Genomic DNA, 21,926 nt, shown 5'->3' on the forward strand with positions numbered 1-21,926 from the left:
TGCGGTTATACGCATCCCCCTAAAAGGGGGGAATATTATTTTTTCTTTAAATATTTATATACAATATGTTAGGTGTATATGTAAATCGCTATATTTAGAAAACAAAAAATTTTATCACCTTGAAAAGAAGAAATTTCCTTTACCTCGCCGGCATGGGTGTGGGTGCGTCCATGCTGTCGCAAGTACCGGTCTTCGGATCGCCAATTGATGTACAAGAGGCCTTGTCGCCTGTTGATGTCGCCTTGAAAAAGCGCATGGCTGATGTGGCTATGAATGCGGCCCGGGCTAAAGGGGCTACCTATACCGATGTGCGTATAGGGCGTTACCTTAACCAGTTTGTGATAACGCGCGAAGACAAGGTGCAAAACGTTGCCAATACCCAATCATACGGTATGGGTATACGTGTTATAGCCAATGGCTGCTGGGGCTTTTCGGCAACTGATAAACTGGATAACGATAGTATAGCTAAAGCAGCGGCACTGGCGGTAGCCATAGCCAGAGAGAACGCCCGCATACAAAGCGAGCCGGTACAGCTGGCACCGCAAAAAGGCTACGGCGAAGTAAGCTGGAAAACGCCTATCGAGAAAAATGGTTTCGAAGTGCCTATCAAAGAAAAAACAGATCTGTTGTTGGCTGCAAATGCTGCCGCCATGAAAAACGGAGCAAACTATGTTAGCTCGAACCTATTCCTGGTTAACGAGCAGAAATACTTTGCATCGACAGACGGCTCCTATATTGACCAGGATATCCATCGCATCTGGCCAACCTTCACCATCACCAAAGTGGATGCTAAAACAGGCAAGTTTGCAAACCGCAATTCATTAAGCGCGCCACGGGGTATGGGATATGAGTATTTAATTCCCCGCGAAAGTGATAAAATAAAAGGCGGCCCAACCACACTTTACCGTGATCGCTTTGATATGCTGGAAGATGCAGCGGTAGGAGCGTTACAGGTAGCCGAAAAAATGGCGGCGAAATCGGTTGAAGCTGGTAAATACGATCTGGTGCTCGACCCAAGTCACTTATGGTTAACCATACATGAATCGGTGGGCCACCCAACCGAGCTTGACCGGGTGCTGGGTTATGAGGCTAACTACGCCGGTACCAGTTTCCTGACTTTAGATAAATGGAAGAGCGGCAACTTTAACTTTGGAAGCAAACAGGTAAACATTGTTGCCGATAAATTACAACCGGGCTCGTTAGGCGCGGTTGGTTATGACGATGAAGGCGTAGGCACCAAGCAATGGGATATTATTAAAGATGGCGTTTTGGTAAACTACCAAACCATTCGCGACCAGGCACATATTATTGGATTAAAAGAATCGCAGGGCTGTTGCTATGCCGATAACTGGAGCGATGTACAGTTTCAGCGTATGCCGAACATTTCATTGCAACCGGGTAAAGAGGCGCTTAAGGTAGCCGATATGATCAAAAATGTAGAAAAAGGTATTTACATTATTGGCGACAGCTCATTCTCTATTGATCAGCAGCGTTATAATTTCCAGTTTAGCGGGCAGTTGTACTATGAGATCAAAGATGGTAAAATAGCCGGTATGCTGAATGATGTGGCTTACCAGGCCAATACGCAGGAGTTCTGGAACTCGTGTGTGGCTGTAGCCGATAAGAGCGATTACCGTTTAGGCGGGTCGTTCTTTGATGGCAAGGGCCAGCCGGGGCAGGTAAGCGCCGTATCGCACGGATCATCAACAGCGCATTTTAAAGGAGTTAACGTAATTAACACAGCAAGAAAAATCTAAACCATGGCAATATATACTGAAGATGAAGCACGCGCTTTAATGAAAAAAGCGCTTAGCTTTTCAAAAGCCGACGAATGCGAAATTAATCTTAGCGGATCAGATTCGGGTAATATACGTTACGCCCGCAACTCGGTATCAACCAGTGGCAATATAAGCCAGGTGAATATGACGATCTCATCGGCATTTGGTAAAAAGTTAGGGATCACTACCCTAAACGAGTTTGACGATGTATCATTACAAAAAGCTATAACCCTTGCCGAAGAGCTGGCGCACCTGGCGCCCGAAAACCCGGAATATATGCCATTTTTAGGTCCGCAAAATTACGGCCCAGCATCGCGCACCTTCGAGCAAACCACAGCCGATATGACACCTAAACAGCGCACCGACCTGGTAGCGCAAAGTTTACAGGTGGCTAAAGACAATAAGCTTACCGCAGCCGGCTTTTTGCAAAACAGTTCGGGTTTTAGCAGTATCATGAATTCGCACGGGTTATTTGCGTACACTAAATACAGCGATATCAATTTTTCGGCAACCCTGAAAACCGAAGACGGCAAGGGGTCGGGTTATTCAACCCGCGACTTTGAAGCTTTGAAAGATATGGATACGCTGACCTTTACCAAAATAGCAGCACAAAAAGCTACCGGCTCGGCCGGGGCAAAAGCGCTCGAACCGGGTAAATATACCGTGATATTAGAACCCGCAGCAGGTATTGTATTGTTAGAGAACCTGTACGGAAGCCTTGACCAGCGCAGCGCCGACGAGGGCCGCAGCTTTTTAAGTAAAAAAGACGGCGGCAATAAACTGGGCGAGAAAATTGTGGATGAGCGTGTAACTATTTATTCGGATCCATTACACCCGGCCTTACCCACCTTTAACTGGAGCGGCGACGGTCGCCCGCAAACCAGGCGTACCTGGATAGATAAAGGGGTGGTAAAAACCTTGTTCAATTCGCGGTACTGGGCGGCTAAAACGGGTAAAGAGTCAATACCATATCCCGGAGGTATTATTATGGAAGGTGGTACCCAAACACTGGCCGAACTAATTAAAGGCACCGAAAAAGGCATACTGGTTACCCGTTTATGGTATATCCGCGAGGTTGACCCGCAAACGCTGTTATACACGGGCTTAACCCGCGATGGTACTTTTTATATCGAGAACGGGCAGATCAAGTTCCCGGTTAAAAATTTCAGGTTTAACGAAAGCCCGGTGATCATGTTGAATAATCTCGACGCTTTGGGTATTCCCGAGCGTACAGTGAGTGCCGAAAGTAACTCGAGCGCGCTGATACCGCCTATGCGGATAAGAGATTTTACCTTTTCGTCACTTTCAGACGCGGTATAATTTATCAGTTAAATATAAAAAAGAAAGACCCCGACAATTCGGGGCCTTTTTTCTTTATGAAGCTTGTGCCAGTGAACTTCGATAACCCGGCTGGGGTTTAAGTTTACGGTGTACGGTCAACTTATCATGTACGCTGAACTTGTCTTTGAGTTTTTTAAATATCTCAAAACTAAAAGCATCCTGCATGGGCATATGGTGCTTCTCAATAGTTAATGGGTGCAACTGCAGCATACTTTCCGGAACCTTCAAATTCATATGGTTAATGTGGGTAAGGCCGGTGGTCATGTCCGTATCGTAAATAACAAAGGTGTCAATCATCTGGCCATCCTCGTTGGTGTAAACCACAGTGTCATTTTCATTAAATTTTTTCATAGTTGTGAGGTAAATACAACGAATAAACAAGATAGATCGGCCAATTGTTTGTCTGAAACGAAATATTTTTTCAGATTTTAACTAAAACTTACTGATAAAGCGGCAAAGTAAACTTAAAGGTGCTGCCTATTCCCGATTCGCTTTCCACCCATATTTTACCGTCGTGGCGCTTAACTATTTCGGCGCTTAGATACAAGCCAATACCAAACCCCGATATGTTTTCGGTATCTTTAGTTTCAACACGATAGTAACGTTCAAACAAGCGTTCAATATCCTTGGGTTTGATACCCATCCCGTCGTCCTTTACGCTTACTTCAACTACGTCTGCCGTTGCTTCGCATTTTACATCAATACTTTTACCGCGCGGCGAGTATTTTACGGCATTGCTTAACAGGTTTGATATCACATGGCCTATCTTATCCCGGTCGGCATTTACCATCACCGGTTGATTAGCGTGTTGCAGGTTAATGGTATGGCTTGATGTAACAAGCAACGTTTCACTAATAATTTCATCAACCAGTTCGCAAAGGTCAAATGGTTGTTTGTTGAGGTAGATCTTACTCGATTCCAGCCGCGACAGGTTTAAAAAGCCATTGATCATGGTCGCCATTTTGTTGATCTGGATCTCGATTTTATTAAGCGAATTGGCCGCAAATGCATCGTTATCCTTCTTAGCCTTCAGGTTTAGCATTTGCGCGTAAGCTTTGAGCGATGTCAACGGCGTTTTTAACTCATGGCTCACCATGCCGATAAAATCGTTCTTACGTTGCTCGTCCGCCTTTACTTCGGTAATATCGAGTATGGTTCCGTTGATGTTGATTGGATTACCGGCTTCGTCGTACTCAGCCTTTCCGGTCGAACGTAGCCAGCGTGGCTTACCGTTATCCATCGGGTTGATCATATACTCTGTTTCAAAGCTGCTACCTTGTGATATCGCTTCTTGTATCGCGTTTTTTAGCAGGTCGCGGTAATCGGGGGTTATCAGTTGCATCGCTTCGGTAAGCGTCAGGTTAATGTTAGAAGGTATTTCATGTATAGCGCGTGTCCGTTCCGAAATCGTTAGTGCATCGGTTGCAAGGTCTGCGCTCCAGGTACCAAGGTTTGCCGTGGCTATAGCTTGTTTTAGTGTGTTTTCGCTGGCCCTGATCTTTTTGTTCAGGTCCTCCAGTTCGTTTTGCCATCGCAATTGTTCTTCGTTGGCAGCACGCAGTTCTTCATTTATCGCCAACAGTTCTTCGTTGCTTGCAGCCAGTTCCTCGGTTAATTGCTGTTCGCGTTTCTGGCTCAAGGCGCGTTCTGTTACATCCACGGCCACAGCCAATATACTATCTATTTCGCCGTCAATATTTCGTAAAGCGGTATAAGAATAATCGCGGTATGAGGTAGTTAAAACACCATCAATAATATATTCAACCCGGGCCTCACTGCTGCTATGCATCATGCCGGTTGTAAAAACATGATCCAGTATTTTAGGGAACTCCTGGCGTTTTAGTTCCGGAAAAATTTCAATTATTGGTTTGCCGATTACCATATCATCGCGGTGCCACATAGCCAACAACGTCTTGTTTGCCATTTCGACAACCATATTCTTCCCCGAAAGGATGCATATGCCCAAGGGTATATTATTGATAACCGACGCCAGCTTGTCGCGTTGTTGTTCGGTACGATAGGTTGAGGCAAATAGCTGATTAGTGCGTAGTATTACCCTGTCTTCCAGCTTTTCGTTTAGTTCGCGTAAGTTACTTTCCGATTGTTTTAACTCTTCAACGGTACTGGTTAGTTCTTCGTTAGCTGCCGAAAGCTCTTCATTGGTTGCCTCCAGCTCTTCGGCCAGGTTTTGCTCACGTAGTAAGCCATCATCTATTTTACGGCGGGTTAGTATTTTATCGGTAATATTATGGGTAGTGATCAGTAAATATTCGGCCCGGTCATCAACAGTTCCAACCGGTATGATCTCCAGCTCCCACCAGCTTGTTTCCATTGATCTTTGATCAGCCGAAAGGATATCATACTGAAAAGGCGGTAAATTAACAACCTGCCTGGTGTGTATAGCATTGGTTAACGTATTACGTAATAAAACACCGCTATCGCCATTTGCATATTGCGGGTCGTAAGCTTCCCATAACGATTTACCCTTAACATCCCGTTGCTGGGTATAAGTAGCGGCTTTAAAGGCATCGTTATAAGTTAAAATAGTAAAATCGGGGGCATTGGTTTTTAAAACGATGCGAGGTACATCGGTGTTAAAAAGGGCCTGGAAAAGCGGATCGTTTAAAAGGTCCATTAGTGCCAATTTGCTGGTTATTTGCTTTTTAACGTTCCGAACAACTGGAAATTAAAAATTGTTCGGCTTAAATTAAAAATTTTGATAAAATATGTGTGTACCTTGGGTTACCTGACATGAAAAGAAGCCAATTTTTACAAAATACCGGTTTGCTCACCACCGGGTTGTTTTTAAGCAAAGGCGTTTTTGCCGGTATGGCCGATGTTTACACCAGTAACAGGCCGCCGGTAAACAAACGTAATTTCCGGAGTGACGCAGTTGAAGATGCCATCATCAAATTCAAAACCGGGGTACAAGACAAACAATTAGGCTGGCTGTTCGAAAACTGCTTCCCCAATACTTTGGATACCACCGTTTTTTACCAGTTGAGTAACAACCGCCCCGATACTTACGTGATCACCGGCGATATTGATGCCATGTGGCTGCGCGATAGCAGTGCGCAGGTTTGGCCATATCTGCAGTTTATAAAACACGACGACAAACTACAGCAATTGATAGCGGGGGTTATTAACCACCAAACGGCTTGCATTTTAAAGGACCCTTATGCCAATGCCTTTTACAGGGATGATACCAGGGTAAGCGAGTGGCAAAGCGATCGTACCGAGATGAAGCCCGGTATTCACGAACGCAAGTACGAGATCGATTCGCTGTGCTACCCCATTAGGTTAGCCTATCATTACTGGCAGATGACCGGTGATATCAAACCCTTTGATACACAGTGGAAACAGGCCATTCAAAGTGTTTTACATGTTTTTAAAGAACAGCAGCGCAAAACCAACCGTGGCTCGTATCATTTTCAGCGCAAAACTACCGCCGCTACCGATACCCTGCCCATGGGCGGCTACGGCTTCCCGGTAAAACCGGTTGGGTTGATCTGCTCCATGTTTCGTCCCAGCGATGATGCCACTATTTACCCGTTCCTTGTCCCGTCAAACTTTTTCGCGGTGGTAAGCCTGCGGCAAGCTGCCGAAATGGTCAATACCCTGCATCGCGATACTGAATTGGCAACACAACTCAATAGCCTTGCCGGCGAAGTGGAGGCCGCTTTGAAAAAGTACGCCATAGTTAACCATCCCGTTTACGGAAAAATATACGCCTACGAAGTGGATGGCTTTGGCAATGCCAACCTGATGGACGATGCCAATATCCCCGGCTTGCTGGCCTTGCCCTATTTAAGCGCAGTTAGTACGGGCGACCCGATTTATCAAAATACCCGCCGTTATGTACTGTCGGATAGTAATCCCTACTTCAGCAAAGGCAAATTTGCCGAAGGGATCAGCGGGCCGCATGTGGGTATGCCCGATATGGCCTGGCCGTTGAGCATCATCAGCCGCGGGTTAACCGCCACCGGCGACGCAGAGATCAAATACTGCATTGACACCCTGAAGAAAACCCACGCGGGTACCGGCTTTATGCACGAGGCTTTTAACGTGAACGATCCGGCCAAATATACCCGCAAATGGTTTGCCTGGGCCAATACCATCTTCGGCGAATTTTTATGGAAAGTTTACCAGGAAAAACCACATTTGTTAGATGTGTAGTATGACCATTTACCAGAAATATAGAACAAAAGCACTGGCCCGCGCGCTTCCCCTCTTGAGAGAGCTTGCCCCGAATTTATTTCGGGGGGTGGAGGGGTGTGTACTCTTACTCTTGCTGATCATATCTGTAACTTATGGCCAAAACACTCCACCCAGGCCTTATGGCGCCACTCCAACAACAGCACAGCTCAATTGGCACCAGATGGAAATGTACTGCCTCATCCATTTTGGTGTGGATACCTATACCGACAAGGAGTGGGGCTATGGCGACGAAGATCCCGCCATATTTAACCCAACTGGTTTCAATGCCATGCAGATAGTAGGTGCAGCCAAAGCCGGGGGCTTTAAAGGTGTGGTGATCGTAGCCAAACATCATGATGGGTTTTGCCTTTGGCCCACCAAAACTACCGGGCATAACATCAGCAAAAGTCCGTATAAAAATGGCAAGGGCGATATTGTGCGCGAATACCGAGAAGCCTGCAATAAGCTGGGCATGCAAATGGGTGTTTACTGCTCACCCTGGGATAGGAACAATGCCGCTTACGGCACTCCCGCATATGTGCAAACCTATCGGGATCAGATCAAAGAACTGTACAGCAACTACGGACCGTTATTTGTCTCCTGGCACGATGGCGCAAATGGCGGCGATGGCTATTATGGCGGCAAACGCGAGATACGGAAGATAGGCCGCACTACCTATTATGGTTGGGATACCACCTGGGCCATTGTACGCAAGCTGCAGCCCAATGCCGTTATTTTTGGCGATGTCGGCCCGGATGTGCGCTGGGTAGGTAATGAGGCCGGCGAAGCCGGGCAAACCTGCTGGGCAACCTACCTGCCCAAAGCGCCCGACGAAGGTAAGCGGCCCGCCAACGGCTATGTGCTGGATAAACTGGGCATTGAGGGCACGCACGGCGCACCAAACTGGATGCCTGCCGAATGCGATGTACCGCTGCGCCCCGGATGGTTTTACCACGCCAGTCAGGATGCCCAGGTAAAAACACCACAACAATTGCTGGATATTTACTACAAAAGCGTAGGCCGTGGCGCTGGCCTCGACCTGGGCCTTGCGCCCGATCAACGCGGAATGCTCAACGATCATGATGTGGCATCGCTAAGGGCATTCGGGGATATTTTACGAAAAACTTTTGCCCTTAACCTGGCCAAAGGCGCTAAACTAAAGGCAAGTAATATTCGCGGAAAAAATGCTGTAAAATATGGCCCCGCGCATTTGCTGGATAACAACCGCTATAGCTATTGGGCTACCGATGATAAGGTAACCACTGCACAGTTAACATTCACCTTAGCCAAACCACAAACTTTCAATGTCATCCGCTTACGCGAGAATATTAAGCTTGGCCAGCGTATCACAGCTTTCGCTGTGGATGCTTTTGCGGATGGTAAATGGACCGAAATAGCTGCTGCCACAACCATCGGCGCTAACCGCCTGATCCGCCTGCCGCAAAACGTTACTGCGGCTAAAGTACGGTTACGCATAACCGCGTCCGATGCCTGCATCGTCCTGAGCGATTTCGGGCTTTTTGAACAACCGGATTAAAATTGCCATTTTTATAACGTACCATGACGAATACGTCATAAACAGGTGGGTATTTGTCGGTATTTTTACTAATATTTCCGGTGCGTATTATCAAATTAGCAATAAACAAACTAATAGGTAACCAAACTCGCGTTAGGGATAGAAGCGGATACCGGCCCTGTGGCTAAGGCCCGTGCAGTATGAGCGTATAGCCCGGCCGCAGGCAACGCCCAAATTATTCTGTATACTACAGCACTAATCATTAACAATTCGCTCTCATTAATAAAGTTTCCGCTAATCTTTTATATTACAACCACAGTTAGCTTTCCAATTGCCATTTTAATAATGCACCCTGACGAATACGTTATAAATAGGTGGGTATTTGTCGGTGTTTTTACTATTATTTGCCGGCATCATTATCAAATTCGTAATGCCAATTAATACGGAACAACCTTACAATATAAGCAAAAAAGCCCGTATTCACAACAAAAACTACCGTTTTTGCAAACACCAGGTGGTCATACAGCGCAGGTTTTGCACGTTGGTGGTTTTAATCGGCTCGTGCAAATAACCGTTTAGTTCGGCGGTATACCGCAGCAAGGTTTCCTGGTTCACTAAAAAGCGTTCCGAGCCATCGGGTAATAAATACTTGCCCTTACCCAAAGGCTGCACCAGGGTTTCAATACCAATGTCCGATGCCAGCCTGGCAAAAAAATACCCGCCTGGTTTCAATACCCGCCACATCTCTTTCAGCATCGCTTCAAACTGTTGCTTATCGCTTGCAAAATGTAGCACAGCACTGCAGATCACCAGGTCAAACTCCGCATCGCCAAAAGGCATGGCTTCGGCAGCAGCCATAGTAAAATTACCTTGCGGAATATGTGGAGCAAGCTTTTGCGCCAGTTGCTGTACATTAGCAACGGCGTTTGGGTTGGGATCGATACCGTAAACATCAAAGCCGTTTTGCAAAAAATAGATGAGGTTGCGCCCGCCGCCGCAACCGGCATCGAGCAGCTTTTTACAATGGTTGTAAGTGCCTTTAAATAACTGGTCGAACAGGTAGATATCAATATTGCCGTAAAGCTGTTGCAGAGAGTTTGCCATAAAATATAATTGTCTAAATTTAGCAATTCATCCAGATAAACATGAGCGCCATTACACCTTTCCACGTTGCTGTACCGGTTTATGATATTGACGAGGCCCGCCGGTTTTACCGCGAAGTATTAGGTTGCGGCGAGGGGAGAAGCGATACCCATTGGACGGACTTTAACCTCTACGGCCACCAGTTCGTTATCCACCTTAAACCCCGCCCGGCAGTAACCGACCAAACCCATCACAACCCGGTCGACGGTCACGACGTACCCGTACCGCACTACGGCGTAGTATTGCCCTGGGAAAAATGGGAGCAGTTGCGCGATCGCCTGCAAAGCCTCAATATCAAATTCGTTATCGAGCCTTACATCCGCTTCGCAGGTCAACCCGGCGAACAGGCTACCATGTTTTTCCTCGATCCATCAGGCAACGCGCTGGAGTTTAAGGCTTTTAAAGATATCGGGCAATTGTTTGCGGTGTAAAGCGGGTATCTTACTTTGATTGGGTATCGTCGCAAATTGCCTGAATTTTGTCGCAAAAGCCCCCTGTTTAAAAAACTCAACGGTGTTAATTTTATTCAATCATAAACCAACAACCACTATGAGTAATATCAACAGTAGCATTGCCGGACTCGAGTTAGCACAGATCGGCTGGGTAGTTCCGGACATTAACGCCGCCGTGAAATTTCTTGCCGGCACACTCGGTATTGCCGGCTTTCCGCCGGTGGCACATGTCCGGGCACAGGATTTGGCCATGACTTATTACGGCAAGGTTGTGCCGGGCGAATGGCTCACCACCCAGGCCTATAACGGTGGTACTTTTATTGAGCTCGTTCAACCACTTTCGGGTCAAAGCATGTTTCACGACTACCTTATGCGGTACCCGGCAGGTGGTACGCAGCACATGGCGTTCCGTTTACCAGTTAGCGATTTTGAACGAATTACCGGCGATTTACGCGACCAGGGTTATGCACTCATCAGCGAAGTTGACCATCCAATTGCGCGAATGGCTTTCTTTGATACCTACCAAACGCTGGGTGTTGCCACCGAGATTATGGGCATTACACCCGAAGGATGGATCGCTATTGAACAGATGCAGAAAGCAAAGTAAGTACCGCTGCCGCTACTTGCCATAAACAGTTAAAAAACCACTTACTTCTGCCGTCCATTCGGTTGGGTATATTTTTAAATAATCCTCATGCCCGGCTAACGCGAATAATTTAAGCTGCCTGAGCCCTTGCAGATTTTTATAAATAGTATCGGTTTCTTCGCGCGATACCTTATCATCTTTTTCACCCCACATTAACAACACCGGGCACTTAATGCTTTTGGCGTATTGTTCAGGATTATGATCAAAAGCGTTAAAGTTATTTTGTATACCTCCCCAAAACACTAATAAATTAGCCATCGGAAAACCCGGTACATGCATCAACTTAAACCGCGCCTGTACCGTTTTAAGCATAGTGCCAAACGGGCATTCAAGTATCGCACAGCTTATCTTTGGCTGATCGTCGTTTATACATTTCATAATTGCCGCCGCGCCCATCGAAGTGCCAAAAAGAATGATGTTCTTTTCACCCTTTTCGCTAACATAGTCAATAGCGGTTTTTACTTCTTTGGCCTCAAAAAAGCCAATAGTGGTTTGGTTACCTTCCGATCCGCCCGACCCCATAAAATCGACCAGCAGTGTATTGTAACCTATGCTATAAAACACATCGGCTTCTCTCAGTGAAGCTGATTTTTCTCCGCCGTAACCATGAAACAAGATCACCGTTCCTATGGCTTCAGGGTTTTTGATATACCAGCATTCAATATTTTTGTTGCTCTTTAAAATTATAGTTTGATAAGACTTACCGGGTTTTAATTTGTTTACCGGTCGTGGGTTATTTATTCCAAAGAAAAGTGTTTTGATCTTATTGCCTACGGAAAGATGAGCGGCATCCTTAGTTTTTGCTTTCGCTGACGTATCAAAATGAGTAAACCGGTAAGCATGGAAACAAGCTATTATATTTGCAACAACTAACAATGCCAGAGCCACCCATAATATTCGCCTTATAAGTAGCTTGTTTTTCGATCTTACCATTGATCAATAATAACCGTTTTATTTCAAATAATTGAATTATAACTGCATCTCTTTGTTCCCGCAGGGTCTCCTGAAAGGGACCCTGCGAATACGAACTGTATCCTTGTAACTTCCCCGTTACGACATCGTTGCCGGAAATATATTTTACCCCCGCCGGGTAATTGTTGATAGTCCGTTTATTTTAATTGCTTTTTGTTCCCGCAGGGTCTCCTGAAAGGGACCCTGTGAATACGAACTGTATCCTTGTAACTTCCTCGTTACGACATCGTTGCCGGAAATATATTTTACCCTCGCCGGGTAATTGTTGATACTCCGTTTATTTTAATTGCTTAATTTTAATTCAGCATTCAACCAATTGTATTCTATCAACATTCCCGTATGGCTAAAACCGATACCCGGCGCAATTTTTTAAAAAATGTGGGCTGCGGCGTACTCGCTGCTCCGCTGCTTACCTCGCTCAGCAGTTTTACCTCGATAACTGATGACGCTGCTACAACGGCTCAACCAGCTGCAGCACAACCTAAAATTATATTAAACGTGCGCGATATGGGCGCCACGGGCAATGGTACAACTAAAGATACCACGGCCATCCAGCAATGTATCGATCGTTGCAGCATTTTAGGTGGGGGCGAAGTGGTTTTCCCCAAAGGTAATTACCTTACCGGCGCTATCCAGCTACGCAATAACGTTACGCTTAACCTCACCGATGAGGCCATCATCACCGGCACACCCGACTTTGCCGATTACCCCGTAACCCAGGTGCGTTGGGAAGGTAAATGGATACAAGGTTACTCGGCACTGATTTATGCGCTTGGCGCGAAAAATATCGGTATTAAAGGCAAAGGCAAAATAATGGGCAACCATGCCTTGTCGGGCAGGCCAAGTGCCGATAAGCCCCTGCGTCATCCAGCGCTCATCGAGCCTATCGATTGCAGCAATATCAGCTTCGATGGTTTCAGTACCGATTATCACTCCATGTGGTCCATCCACTTAACGTTTTGCGATACCGTGTCGATCAAAAACCTCACCATCCGCAGCACGGGCGGTAACGGCGATGGTATCGATGTCGATTCCTGCAAACACGTGCTGATCGATAATTGTGATATCTCTACCGGCGACGATTGTATCTCGCTCAAATCGGGTCGCGGTATGGAGGGTTATACCCTGCTGCGCACTACCGAAGATGTAACTATCACCAACTGCACCTTTGCCGATAGTATTTTTGCCTGCATCGGTATCGGCAGCGAAACATCGGGCGGCATCCGTAACGTACGTATCGAAAACTGCAAATTTACGGCAGCTAAAACCTTTGCCTTATACATTAAAAGCAATGTGGGCCGCGGCGCCTTTATCGAAAACATCACAGCCAATAACCTCGATGTTTCCAGCACCGGCGGCGGTTTCCTTCGGTTCAACATTACCGGTAGCGGTCTGCAGGATCAGGTACCCGTTCCGGGGGATGAAGGCATTCCCACTACCAAAAACTTTAAGTTCAGCAATATCAGGGTCGATAACGTACCCGTACTGGTTGACGGTACCGGCATCCATCCGCGTAAGCCCCTGGATGGTTTTGTGCTCACCGATATCACCGGCACCTGCGGTAAAGGTATCAGCATCGCCAATATCAAAAAAGCGGTTATTAAAAATATTAAGGTTACGGGTTTTGCAGGTGCATTGCTCAACATAGATAATGTTACCGGCAGCGGGCTTGAAGGGGCAACTGTGTTAACCCCGCAACAATATAAAGACCCTATTCCGAAACCAGCAACCCCATATCAATTAAAATGATCATGAAAAGCATCAAAACCATCATTGCAGCATCGCTTGTTTTCGCCTCTTTTCAAACCTTTGCACAGGTTGCCAAACCGCCTGCAACCATGGTGGCGGGTATACCCGTTAATTACGACGAAGCCAAAGTAGGCACCTACACCTTGCCCGATGTGCTGACCCTTAAAAACGGTAAACCAGTTACAGATAAGCAAACCTGGCTCAGCAAGCGCCGCCCCGAAGTGGTGAACCTGTTTGAAGAATACCAGTTTGGTAAGATGCCCGCAAAACCCGCCGATCTGCACTTTAATGTATTTGATAAAGGTACCCCGGTATTAAACGGCGCTGCCATCCGCAAGCAGGTAACCGTGTATTTTACCAAAGATACCGGCGATCATAAAATGGATATCTTGGTGTATCTTCCTGCTAAAGCTACCGGCCCGGTTCCGCTGTTGCTGATGATCTCTTTCTCGCCCAATTCAAGCATGTCGCCCAATGATCCGGGTGTGCGGCAGGGGATGATGTGGGACCGTACCGGCAAGCACGTGCCCGCACCAAAAACTGGTTTAGGTAAAATCGACTTCGAGAAATTTACCTCGAACGGCATCGCCGTAGCCACCATTTATTATGGCGATATCGAACCCGATTATAAATTAGGCTATCAACATGGTATTCGTGGTTACTACTTAAAACCTGGTCAAAAATACCCCGCCGATAACGAATGGGGAGCCATATCTGCCTGGGCATGGGGTTTAAGCCGCGCTATGGATTATTTTGAAACCGATAAACAGGTGGATGCCAAACGCATCGCCCTGCAGGGCACTTCGCGCTTAGGTAAAACCGTATTGTGGACCGCCGCACATGATACCCGCTTTAAAATGGTGATCCCGAGCTGCTCGGGCGAAGGTGGCGCTGCCATCAGCCGCCGCAATTATGGCGAAACCATCAAGCATTTGAGCGATACCTCGCGATACTTTTATCAGTTAGCCGCCAATTGGCATAAATACGCTGATGATCCTAACCAGTCGCCGGTTGATGCGCATATGCTGGTAAGTTTAATTGCCCCGCGCTATGTGCTGTTGCAAACCGGCGATACCGATTACTGGTCGGACCCGAAAGGCGAATTTTTAGCTGCCCAGGGTGCCGAACCTGTTTACAAACTGTTTGCCGAAAATGGTCCCGGTAATGTAGCATGGCCGCAAGGCGGCGACGAATCATTAGCCTATAACCCGCTTGGTTATTACATGCATAAAGGCGGCCACGGTACCATACCAACGGATTGGGATGTGTTTTTAAACTACATTAAAAAATACCTGTAAAGCGCATAGTTGATAGGTTTTAACTGTCTGTATATCATTGGGTAATGTGGTTTGGAAAATTGAAATGTTATGTATATTTGATAACAATTTATTAACCGACCAATTATAACCTGATTAATTATGGAATGGTATCAATACCTCGCGGGCTTTTTTGCGGGCGCTTTTCTGGCTAACGCCGTGCCTCATTTTGTACACGGCATCTCGGGCAACAAATTTCCAACGCCTTTTGCCAAACCTCCCGGTAAGGGCCTCTCAACAGCAACAACCAATGTGTTATGGGCGCTGCTCAATATCATTATTGCCTGCTCGCTCTTTAGGATAAGTAAATTTCACCACGCTAATCGTTTGGAACTTGTTATCATTTTTGCCGGTTTTGTTCTGGTTAGTGTAATGTTAAGCAGCCGCTTTCAGCATAAACACAAAGAATAAACTAACACTATTTACCGGCCCTTAACCGGGCTGATAAACTGCTGTAAAACCAGTGCGTGGTTATGCTGCTCATCATGTGCGGCATACAGTAAGGTAACCACCGGGTTTTGGGCAAGTAGTTGTTTTAAGGTGCTAACAGCAGGGTTTTGTTTTAATTCTAAGATATATCTGGCGGTAAATTCCTGCCAGTTGGATGTGTCCTGGTGGAACCATTTGCGCAGCCCAGTTGATGGTGCGATATCTTTCATCCAGTCGTCAAGTTGTACAGCTTCTTTTTTTAGACCGCGTGGCCATAAACGGTCAACCAGTATGCGTTTGCCATCGGTCTCCTCAACCGGCTCGTATATTCGTTTTACCTGGACTTTGCCCATATTAGTCTAAGTTACGAATGATGAAAATACAAATTACATAAAAATACGGTTTTTAAACACATACCGCATTAGCGATTGCAGCGGATACCGGCCCTGTGGCTAAGGCCCGTGTAGTATGAGCGTAAAGCGCGGGCCGCAGGCAATGCCCAAACTTTTATCTTCATCAATTTGTATAACTCGCAAAATCCCTATATTGTGTTTTTTAAAGATAACATAGTAATATCAACTTTACATGAAGATCAATGCCCAACGATTGGCCCATCATTTTGAACAGATGAGCCTGATCGGTAAAATAGGCGAAACAGGCACCTGCCGCCCCGCCCACAGCCCCGAAGAGAAACAGGCCTTTGAACTGGCCGCAAGCTGGATGCATAATGCCGGCATGCAAACCCATATAGATAATTTTGGTAACCTTATCGGCACCCTTCAGGGCAGCAAGCCGGGGTTGCCCGTATTAATGATGGGGTCGCACCTTGATTCGCAACCTTACGGCGGGCGCTTTGATGGCGTGGCCGGTGTGCTTTGCGCTATCGAAGCGGTAACCACCCTTACCGAAAACGGCATTAAGCCCGAACGCAGTATCCAGGTCATCAGTTTTGCCGATGAAGAGGGCTGGCGATTTAAAAAGGGCCTGTTTGGCTCACGCGGTATATTAGGCAAGCTGGAAGACGGCGAACTGCAGCGCACCGACGCCAACGGCATAACCCGCGAAAAAGCCCTGCTCGATCTTGGCTGCGATATCAGCAAATTCAAAGAATCAGAATACGCAGCCGGTAGCATATTTGCCTTTTTGGAACTGCATATTGAACAAGGGCCAATTTTAGACAGGGCACATAAACCTATCGGTATAGTTACCGGTATTTCGGGTCCGCTATGGTTAACTGTAAAACTCAAAGGTATGGCCGGCCATACCGGTTCGGTACCTATGCACATGCGCCAGGATGCGCTGTTAGGCGCCGCCGAAGTGATTGTGGGCCTCAATAAAATAGTGACCCAAATTCCGGGTGCGCCTACTGTAGGCACGGTTGCAACCATCGATGTCTTCCCTGCATCGCGCAACATTATTGCCGAAGAAGTGTCCTTTACGCTCGATCTGCGCGACATCGATCTTGACCGCCGTAACCGTTATGAGCAGCAGGTTCGCCAACTGATCGCCGCATCTGCCAAAGCCCACCAGCTCACTTACGAGATTTCCGAAGATACCAACAGCGAACCGCGGTATTGCGCCGGCTGGATCACAGCCATTATCGGCGAAGAGTGTAAAGCTTTAGGTTTGGACGCTCCCGAACTGATGAGCGGCCCTTTTCATGATGCGCTGGCATTATCCTACGCCTGCGATTACGGCATGATCTTCATCCGCTGTAAAGACGGCATCAGCCATAACCCGCTCGAATACTCCAGCAACGAAGACCTGGCCCTGGGCACCGAAATTTTGTACGGTACGATACTCAAAGTACTACAGAAATAGGTTGCGTTAGCGATTGCAGCGGATACCGGCCCTGTGGCTAAAGCCCGTGCAGTATGAGCGGAAAGCGCGGCCCGGAGGGAAACGCCCAAATCTTAACTATACTTAAATATAAACAAAGAAGGTGAAATATAACTATCTCACCTTCTTTGTTTTAATGAAAATATCCCGCACTAATTCTTATGTATATCCAACTCGCTGATCAGGTTGTTACCGTGGCCAAGCACGTCTATACACCATAAAACATAGCGCACATCAACGCATATTGTACGTTTGTAATTCTTATCAAAGGCAATATCGCCGCTCATGGCTTCCCAGTTACCATCAAAAGCCAGGCCTATCAATTCGCCCTTGCCGTTAATTACCGGCGAACCGGAGTTACCGCCCGTAATATCGTTATTGGTGATAAAGCAAACCGGTACCGTGCCGTTTTCGCCGTACTGGCCAAAGTTTTTGGCTTTGTAAGCATCCAGTAACGATTGCGGCAGATCAAACTCATCATCTTTGGGTTTATACTTTTTAACAACCTCGTTAAGGTTGGTGGTTATCGGTGCTTTTTTGCCATCCTTTATATAATTCTGTACGTTACCGTAGCTGATGCGCATGGTTGAGTTGGCATCCGGGTACATTAGTTTACCGGCATTTTTTTCAAGCAGCGCTTTCAGGTACAAATGGTCAAGATCAGCCTTTGCAGTCTCAAAATCGGTGATCTTAGTGCCAAATACCTTGCGCGCATAAGCCTGTGGGCTAACATTTTGGGCATATATAAACGCCGGATCAGCACTTAAAACATCCATACTTGGGTTGGCTAAAAACGCTCTCACATCCTCAGGCTTTAACAGTTTACTATTTGCCCAAAGATAATCGGCATATTTGGTAAACGATTCTAACGGGGTAGCGCTTTTGTATTTTTCAACTATATCCGTAATAAATTGCGGGTGCTGAGCCACAGGTACATCCGCATAAAACGACGCCAGTATCCGCGCGAAGATCTTTTTGTCGGCTATTTCGTTGTAATTATCGGCATAAGTATCAACCACCTTGTTGATCTGCCCTTTGACATCGGCCGTAGCTTCAGCATTGTCTTTATAGGTTTGTAAAGCCCTCACACCACCGTTTAGGTTAAGATGTAAGATCACAAACCCCGGTGCCAGTAACCCCTCGTTGATATAGGTACGGTGGATGGCATAAGGCTCATAATCGGCATACAGTTTTTTGTACGAGTCCATTAACCCGGCATACTCAGGCTTGCCTGCTGCCCATTTGGTAAAGTCAGCCTCTTCGGCTTGCTTTTGCTCGTAAATTTTCAGGTGTTTAAGCTGGTCGGTTTGCCCGATGTAGTATTTCCAGTAGTTGGCTATCTCAGCATATTTTGAGGATAGCTTTAAGCGGATGTCAACACTTTTATTCATCTCTTCTTTCCATGCCTTTAGGCGGATATCACGCAGTTTCACAATCACCGGACTGGTTTCTTCGGTAGCCAGTTTAACCCCGTTCGAAGTTAAAAAGCGGTCGGTACGACCAGGGTAACCATAAACCATCGCAAAATCGCCGTTTTTAACACCTTTTATAGAGATCGGTAAAAACTTTTTAGGTGTAAGCGGAACATTGCTTGCAGTATAGTCGGCCGGCTGCCCATCTTTATCACCATAAATGCGGAAGATCGAGAAATCGCCCGTATGGCGCGGCCACTCCCAGTTATCTGTATCACCGCCAAATTTACCTATCGATTGCGGCGGGGCGCCAACCAAACGGATATCGGTATACTTTTCATAAATAAACATAAAGTATTGGTTGCCCTTAAAAAAGGTACTTACCGCGCCGTGAAACTTAGTACCCTCGGTAGCTTTGTTGATCAGCTCTTTGCCTACCTGCTGTAGCTTGGTACCGCGGTCGGCATCGCTTGCGCCGTTAAGAGCCGCCGTTACCTGCGGGGTAACATCTTCGATCCTCACCAAAAAGTCGACAAACAAACCGGGTATAGGCTTTTCTTCCGCGTAGCTTTTGGCGTAAAAGCCATTGTCTAAAATGTCATTTTGCGGGGTCGAGTTCGCAGCTATCGATTCGTAACCGCAGTGGTGATTGGTAAACAGCAAACCATGGTTCGATACTACTTCGGCAGTACAAAAGCCGCCGCCCATCGATACAATAGCGTCTTTAATGCTGGCTTTGTTAATGTTGTACAGGTCTTCGGCAGTAAGCTTAAAGCCCTGCTTCTTCATTTGATCATAGTTTTTACCGATCAGCATCGGTATCCACATCCCTTCGTCAGCTTTTACCAGGTTACCGGTAAGCAGTAAAATAAAGGTCATGGAAAAAATTAAGCGGATATGCTTTCCCATATAAATAGTTAATTAAAAGTTAATGGCGGCTAAAATAGCAGTAATTTTTAATTTAATTATATGGATACGGTTTATATCCATATAATATTTGGAAATGAAGTAGTTGTATGATGTTTTGATAATGAATTAGTGATTTTGACATATTTATGAAGCTTAACCGTTCTTTAAAAATTCGAAAAAACGTGTGTTACAGTTATGTCGGTATTTGCCGGTAACTCACAATACTAAGCAGTATAAAAAAATATTTTTTATAATTTTATTATATTAAATAAATTACTTATCATTGCAGCATGAATACAATAAAAATACAAAGCCAATTTCCGCAACTGATTTATCAGAGGTGATAGCTATGTATTGAAAAAAATATAAAACGCTTTGAAGCCTCTTAGATAAACTAAGGGGCTTTTTTGTTTTAGGGCAATATATCAATTGGTTCAGATTACCTGCTTTGGGAGCAGGAGGTTCCCGGTTCGAGTCCGGGTTGCCCTACTTTATTTTATTGGAAATATAGCTCAATGGTCAGAGCAGCACCCTTATACGGTGTCGGTTAAAGGTTCAAGTCCTTTTATTTCCACTTTATTGGAGAATTAGCAAACATGGTGTATGCGGCGGATTGAAAATCCGACGATCCAGGATCGTTACCTGGATTCTCCACTTTTATTTTCCTGTGGTGCAACGGTAGCACGTCTGATTTTGGTTCAGAAGATCGTGGTTCGAACCCATGCTGGAAAACTATTGTTTAAATATTATTATATGTATTAAAGTAATTTATAGTTGTTATTATGAATATTGATGGTGTGTTATACATTGAAGATTTTATAGTTGATGCTGATCGGGCTTTTGATTATTTAAAGCTTAGTGTTAATTGGGACGAACGAATGACAGTCAGAAAAACAGCGAGCTATGGAACAGCTTATAACTATTCACAGATCAGCTATCCCGACCAGCCAATGCCGCCGTTATTAGATCAACTTTGTACTGAAGTATGCAAGCGGATAGGGTTTAGGCCTAATAACTGTCTGATCAATTATTACCCGGATGGCAGTTCAAAAATGGGCTTCCATTCCGATCAGACTGATATCCTGAATCACAATACCGGTGTTATCATCATTTCATTGGGTGCAACGCGCACATTAAGGTTCAGAAATATCGGTGATAAGACGGATGTCAGAGATTTTGATCTTTTATCCGGCTCTCTGTTTTACATGTCTCAGGATGTGCAACACCACTGGGAGCACGCTATACCAAAGTCAGATACCCGCAAAGCACGTATCAGCCTGACTTTACGCAGCATAAAGTGAACCCTTATGCTGCTATTTTTTCCTGAACAGCTTCATCTTCAAACCAAATTCAAAAGCACCCGAGCTGTAGCTGCTGATAGGGCCCGTTTCAAGGTTGTAGTTAACACTCAGGCCAAAGGCTTTCTCTTCCCAGACAAAACCCATCCCTACATTTTGGTTGCTGTGGTAAATGCCCTGCAGGCTTAAACCGGTACTGGCCATACTGAAGTTAACACCCGCGTCAAAAATATTATCATAACCTTTTACGCCTCTAAACATTACTTTTGGCTCAATTGCAAGGCTGTTGCCGGGTATTTGTATCTTATAGCTTGCAGCCGTCATAAAGGTAGTACGGTCAACATTGATGCGGTCGTCGTTATTACCAAAAACGGTTGCTTTCAGGTTCGGCACCACGCCTTCAATGGTTAGATTGTTGCTGGTGTACGATGCACCGAAATCGCCATCCACATAAGCTTTCAATTGGTTATAATCTGCTATCTGTACATCCCCTTGATCGCCGTTAACACTGCTGGTGCTGATAAAAGGATCATTGATACCTAATGATAAACCAAAGTTGAGTTTTTGATTATTACCGCCAATCGGCAAATGATAAGCATAGGTTGCCATCACACGGGTTTGCTGGATCAGTCCGGCTTTATCATTACTGATATTCAATCCCAAACCAACTTTATCAGTCGCGTGGTAATCGGCGGTAAGCGTTTGAGTTTTAGGTGTACCCGGAAACGAGCTCCATTGCTGGCGGTAACCCAGGTTAACGTTCAACCCCTGTTCCAAACCGGCCATTGATGGGTCGGCCAGGTAACGGTTTTGATAGTAGCCTTGCTGAAAAGGATTTAACTGGGCCTTGCTTTGCTGTACCGATAAAGTCACCGCCGCTAAGGTGAATAACCCCGTTACCGTATTTTTAATGTTGATGATCATTGTAT

At 45.9% G+C, this 21,926-nt stretch carries 18 protein-coding genes and 3 tRNA genes; 14 read left to right on the forward strand and 7 right to left on the reverse strand.

From position 1 onward, the window contains the following. Positions 1-119: 119 nt before the first annotated feature. Both ACFGVR_RS12335 and ACFGVR_RS12340 read left to right on the forward strand, forming a co-directional pair. Positions 120-1,757 carry a TldD/PmbA family protein gene (locus tag ACFGVR_RS12335; RefSeq protein WP_448697435.1) on the forward strand — a complete coding sequence of 546 codons (1,638 nt, stop codon included), beginning with the start codon at positions 120-122 and terminating at the stop codon, positions 1,755-1,757. A gap of 3 nt (positions 1,758-1,760) precedes the next feature. Next, positions 1,761-3,098 (forward strand): TldD/PmbA family protein, encoded by a 1,338-nt coding sequence (locus ACFGVR_RS12340; RefSeq protein WP_448697436.1) that lies wholly within the window; start codon positions 1,761-1,763, stop codon positions 3,096-3,098. A 54-nt stretch (positions 3,099-3,152) separates the two neighbouring features. Here ACFGVR_RS12340 and ACFGVR_RS12345 read toward each other — a convergent pair whose 3' ends face one another. Together ACFGVR_RS12345 and ACFGVR_RS12350 are read right to left on the reverse strand one after the other, a co-directional pair. Next, positions 3,153-3,470 (reverse strand): hypothetical protein, encoded by a 318-nt coding sequence (locus tag ACFGVR_RS12345; RefSeq protein WP_448697437.1) that lies wholly within the window; start codon positions 3,468-3,470, stop codon positions 3,153-3,155. Between the two features lie 88 nt (positions 3,471-3,558). Next, a complete protein-coding gene (locus ACFGVR_RS12350) occupies positions 3,559-5,754 on the reverse strand; it encodes an ATP-binding protein (protein ID WP_448697439.1) in 2,196 nt (731 codons plus the stop codon). 116 nt (positions 5,755-5,870) lie between these two features. Between ACFGVR_RS12350 and ACFGVR_RS12355 the strand changes: the two genes are divergently transcribed. Together ACFGVR_RS12355 and ACFGVR_RS12360 are read left to right on the forward strand one after the other, a co-directional pair. Next, positions 5,871-7,295, forward strand: a complete 1,425-nt coding sequence (locus ACFGVR_RS12355) for a glycoside hydrolase family 125 protein (protein ID WP_448697441.1) — start codon at positions 5,871-5,873, stop codon at positions 7,293-7,295. A gap of 112 nt (positions 7,296-7,407) precedes the next feature. After that, positions 7,408-8,853, forward strand: a complete 1,446-nt coding sequence (locus tag ACFGVR_RS12360; RefSeq protein WP_448697443.1) for an alpha-L-fucosidase — start codon at positions 7,408-7,410, stop codon at positions 8,851-8,853. A 471-nt stretch (positions 8,854-9,324) separates the two neighbouring features. Here ACFGVR_RS12360 and ACFGVR_RS12365 read toward each other — a convergent pair whose 3' ends face one another. After that, the gene (locus ACFGVR_RS12365) at positions 9,325-9,936 is read right to left on the reverse strand and encodes a class I SAM-dependent methyltransferase (RefSeq protein ID WP_448697444.1); all 612 of its coding nucleotides are present in this window, start codon (positions 9,934-9,936) and stop codon (positions 9,325-9,327) included. A gap of 41 nt (positions 9,937-9,977) precedes the next feature. Here ACFGVR_RS12365 and ACFGVR_RS12370 point away from each other — a divergent pair, with 41 nt between their 5' ends. Together ACFGVR_RS12370 and ACFGVR_RS12375 are read left to right on the forward strand one after the other, a co-directional pair. Next, complete coding sequence (locus tag ACFGVR_RS12370) at positions 9,978-10,406, forward strand: VOC family protein (protein ID WP_448697446.1); 429 nt, start codon at positions 9,978-9,980, stop codon at positions 10,404-10,406. A gap of 118 nt (positions 10,407-10,524) precedes the next feature. Beyond that, a complete protein-coding gene (locus ACFGVR_RS12375; RefSeq protein ID WP_448697448.1) occupies positions 10,525-11,034 on the forward strand; it encodes a VOC family protein in 510 nt (169 codons plus the stop codon). A 12-nt stretch (positions 11,035-11,046) separates the two neighbouring features. Here the strand turns inward: ACFGVR_RS12375 and ACFGVR_RS12380 are convergent, their stop codons facing one another. Beyond that, positions 11,047-12,006: an alpha/beta hydrolase gene (locus ACFGVR_RS12380; protein ID WP_448697450.1), complete on the reverse strand. Its 960-nt coding sequence runs from the start codon at positions 12,004-12,006 to the stop codon at positions 11,047-11,049. 378 nt (positions 12,007-12,384) lie between these two features. Here ACFGVR_RS12380 and ACFGVR_RS12385 point away from each other — a divergent pair, with 378 nt between their 5' ends. The 3 genes from ACFGVR_RS12385 (at position 12,385) to ACFGVR_RS12395 (ending at position 15,521) form a co-directional block, all read left to right on the forward strand. Beyond that, positions 12,385-13,794: a glycoside hydrolase family 28 protein gene (locus ACFGVR_RS12385; RefSeq protein ID WP_448697452.1), complete on the forward strand. Its 1,410-nt coding sequence runs from the start codon at positions 12,385-12,387 to the stop codon at positions 13,792-13,794. Positions 13,795-13,796: 2 nt separating this feature from the next. After that, on the forward strand, positions 13,797-15,092 hold the full coding sequence (locus tag ACFGVR_RS12390; RefSeq protein WP_448697453.1) for an alpha/beta hydrolase family protein: 1,296 nt from the start codon (positions 13,797-13,799) through the stop codon (positions 15,090-15,092). A gap of 120 nt (positions 15,093-15,212) precedes the next feature. Beyond that, entirely contained in the window at positions 15,213-15,521 is a 309-nt protein-coding gene (locus tag ACFGVR_RS12395; protein ID WP_448697454.1) for a hypothetical protein, read from the forward strand. An 11-nt stretch (positions 15,522-15,532) separates the two neighbouring features. On the opposite strand, the gene ACFGVR_RS12400 is transcribed toward ACFGVR_RS12395, so the two are convergent. Continuing rightward, a complete protein-coding gene (locus ACFGVR_RS12400; RefSeq protein WP_448697455.1) occupies positions 15,533-15,892 on the reverse strand; it encodes a DUF488 domain-containing protein in 360 nt (119 codons plus the stop codon). Between the two features lie 232 nt (positions 15,893-16,124). Here ACFGVR_RS12400 and ACFGVR_RS12405 point away from each other — a divergent pair, with 232 nt between their 5' ends. Continuing rightward, a complete protein-coding gene (locus ACFGVR_RS12405) occupies positions 16,125-17,360 on the forward strand; it encodes a M20 family metallo-hydrolase (RefSeq protein WP_448697457.1) in 1,236 nt (411 codons plus the stop codon). Positions 17,361-17,530: 170 nt separating this feature from the next. Here the strand turns inward: ACFGVR_RS12405 and ACFGVR_RS12410 are convergent, their stop codons facing one another. Then, positions 17,531-19,669, reverse strand: a complete 2,139-nt coding sequence (locus tag ACFGVR_RS12410; protein ID WP_448697458.1) for a S46 family peptidase — start codon at positions 19,667-19,669, stop codon at positions 17,531-17,533. 444 nt (positions 19,670-20,113) lie between these two features. On the opposite strand from ACFGVR_RS12410, the gene ACFGVR_RS12415 reads away from it, so the two are divergent. The 4 genes from ACFGVR_RS12415 to ACFGVR_RS12430 all read left to right on the forward strand — a co-directional run bounded on the left by ACFGVR_RS12415 (position 20,114) and on the right by ACFGVR_RS12430 (position 21,000). Further along, positions 20,114-20,188: transfer RNA gene (locus ACFGVR_RS12415), tRNA-Pro, on the forward strand. Positions 20,189-20,200: 12 nt separating this feature from the next. After that, positions 20,201-20,273: transfer RNA gene (locus tag ACFGVR_RS12420), tRNA-Ile, on the forward strand. Between the two features lie 7 nt (positions 20,274-20,280). Beyond that, positions 20,281-20,353, forward strand: a tRNA-Phe gene (locus tag ACFGVR_RS12425). A 128-nt stretch (positions 20,354-20,481) separates the two neighbouring features. Further along, a complete protein-coding gene (locus tag ACFGVR_RS12430) occupies positions 20,482-21,000 on the forward strand; it encodes an alpha-ketoglutarate-dependent dioxygenase AlkB family protein (RefSeq protein ID WP_448697460.1) in 519 nt (172 codons plus the stop codon). A gap of 12 nt (positions 21,001-21,012) precedes the next feature. Here the strand turns inward: ACFGVR_RS12430 and ACFGVR_RS12435 are convergent, their stop codons facing one another. Further along, on the reverse strand, positions 21,013-21,921 hold the full coding sequence (locus ACFGVR_RS12435; protein ID WP_448697462.1) for a PorP/SprF family type IX secretion system membrane protein: 909 nt from the start codon (positions 21,919-21,921) through the stop codon (positions 21,013-21,015). Positions 21,922-21,926: the final 5 nt, after the last annotated feature.

The sequence above is a fragment of the Mucilaginibacter aureus genome (assembly GCF_053514885.1).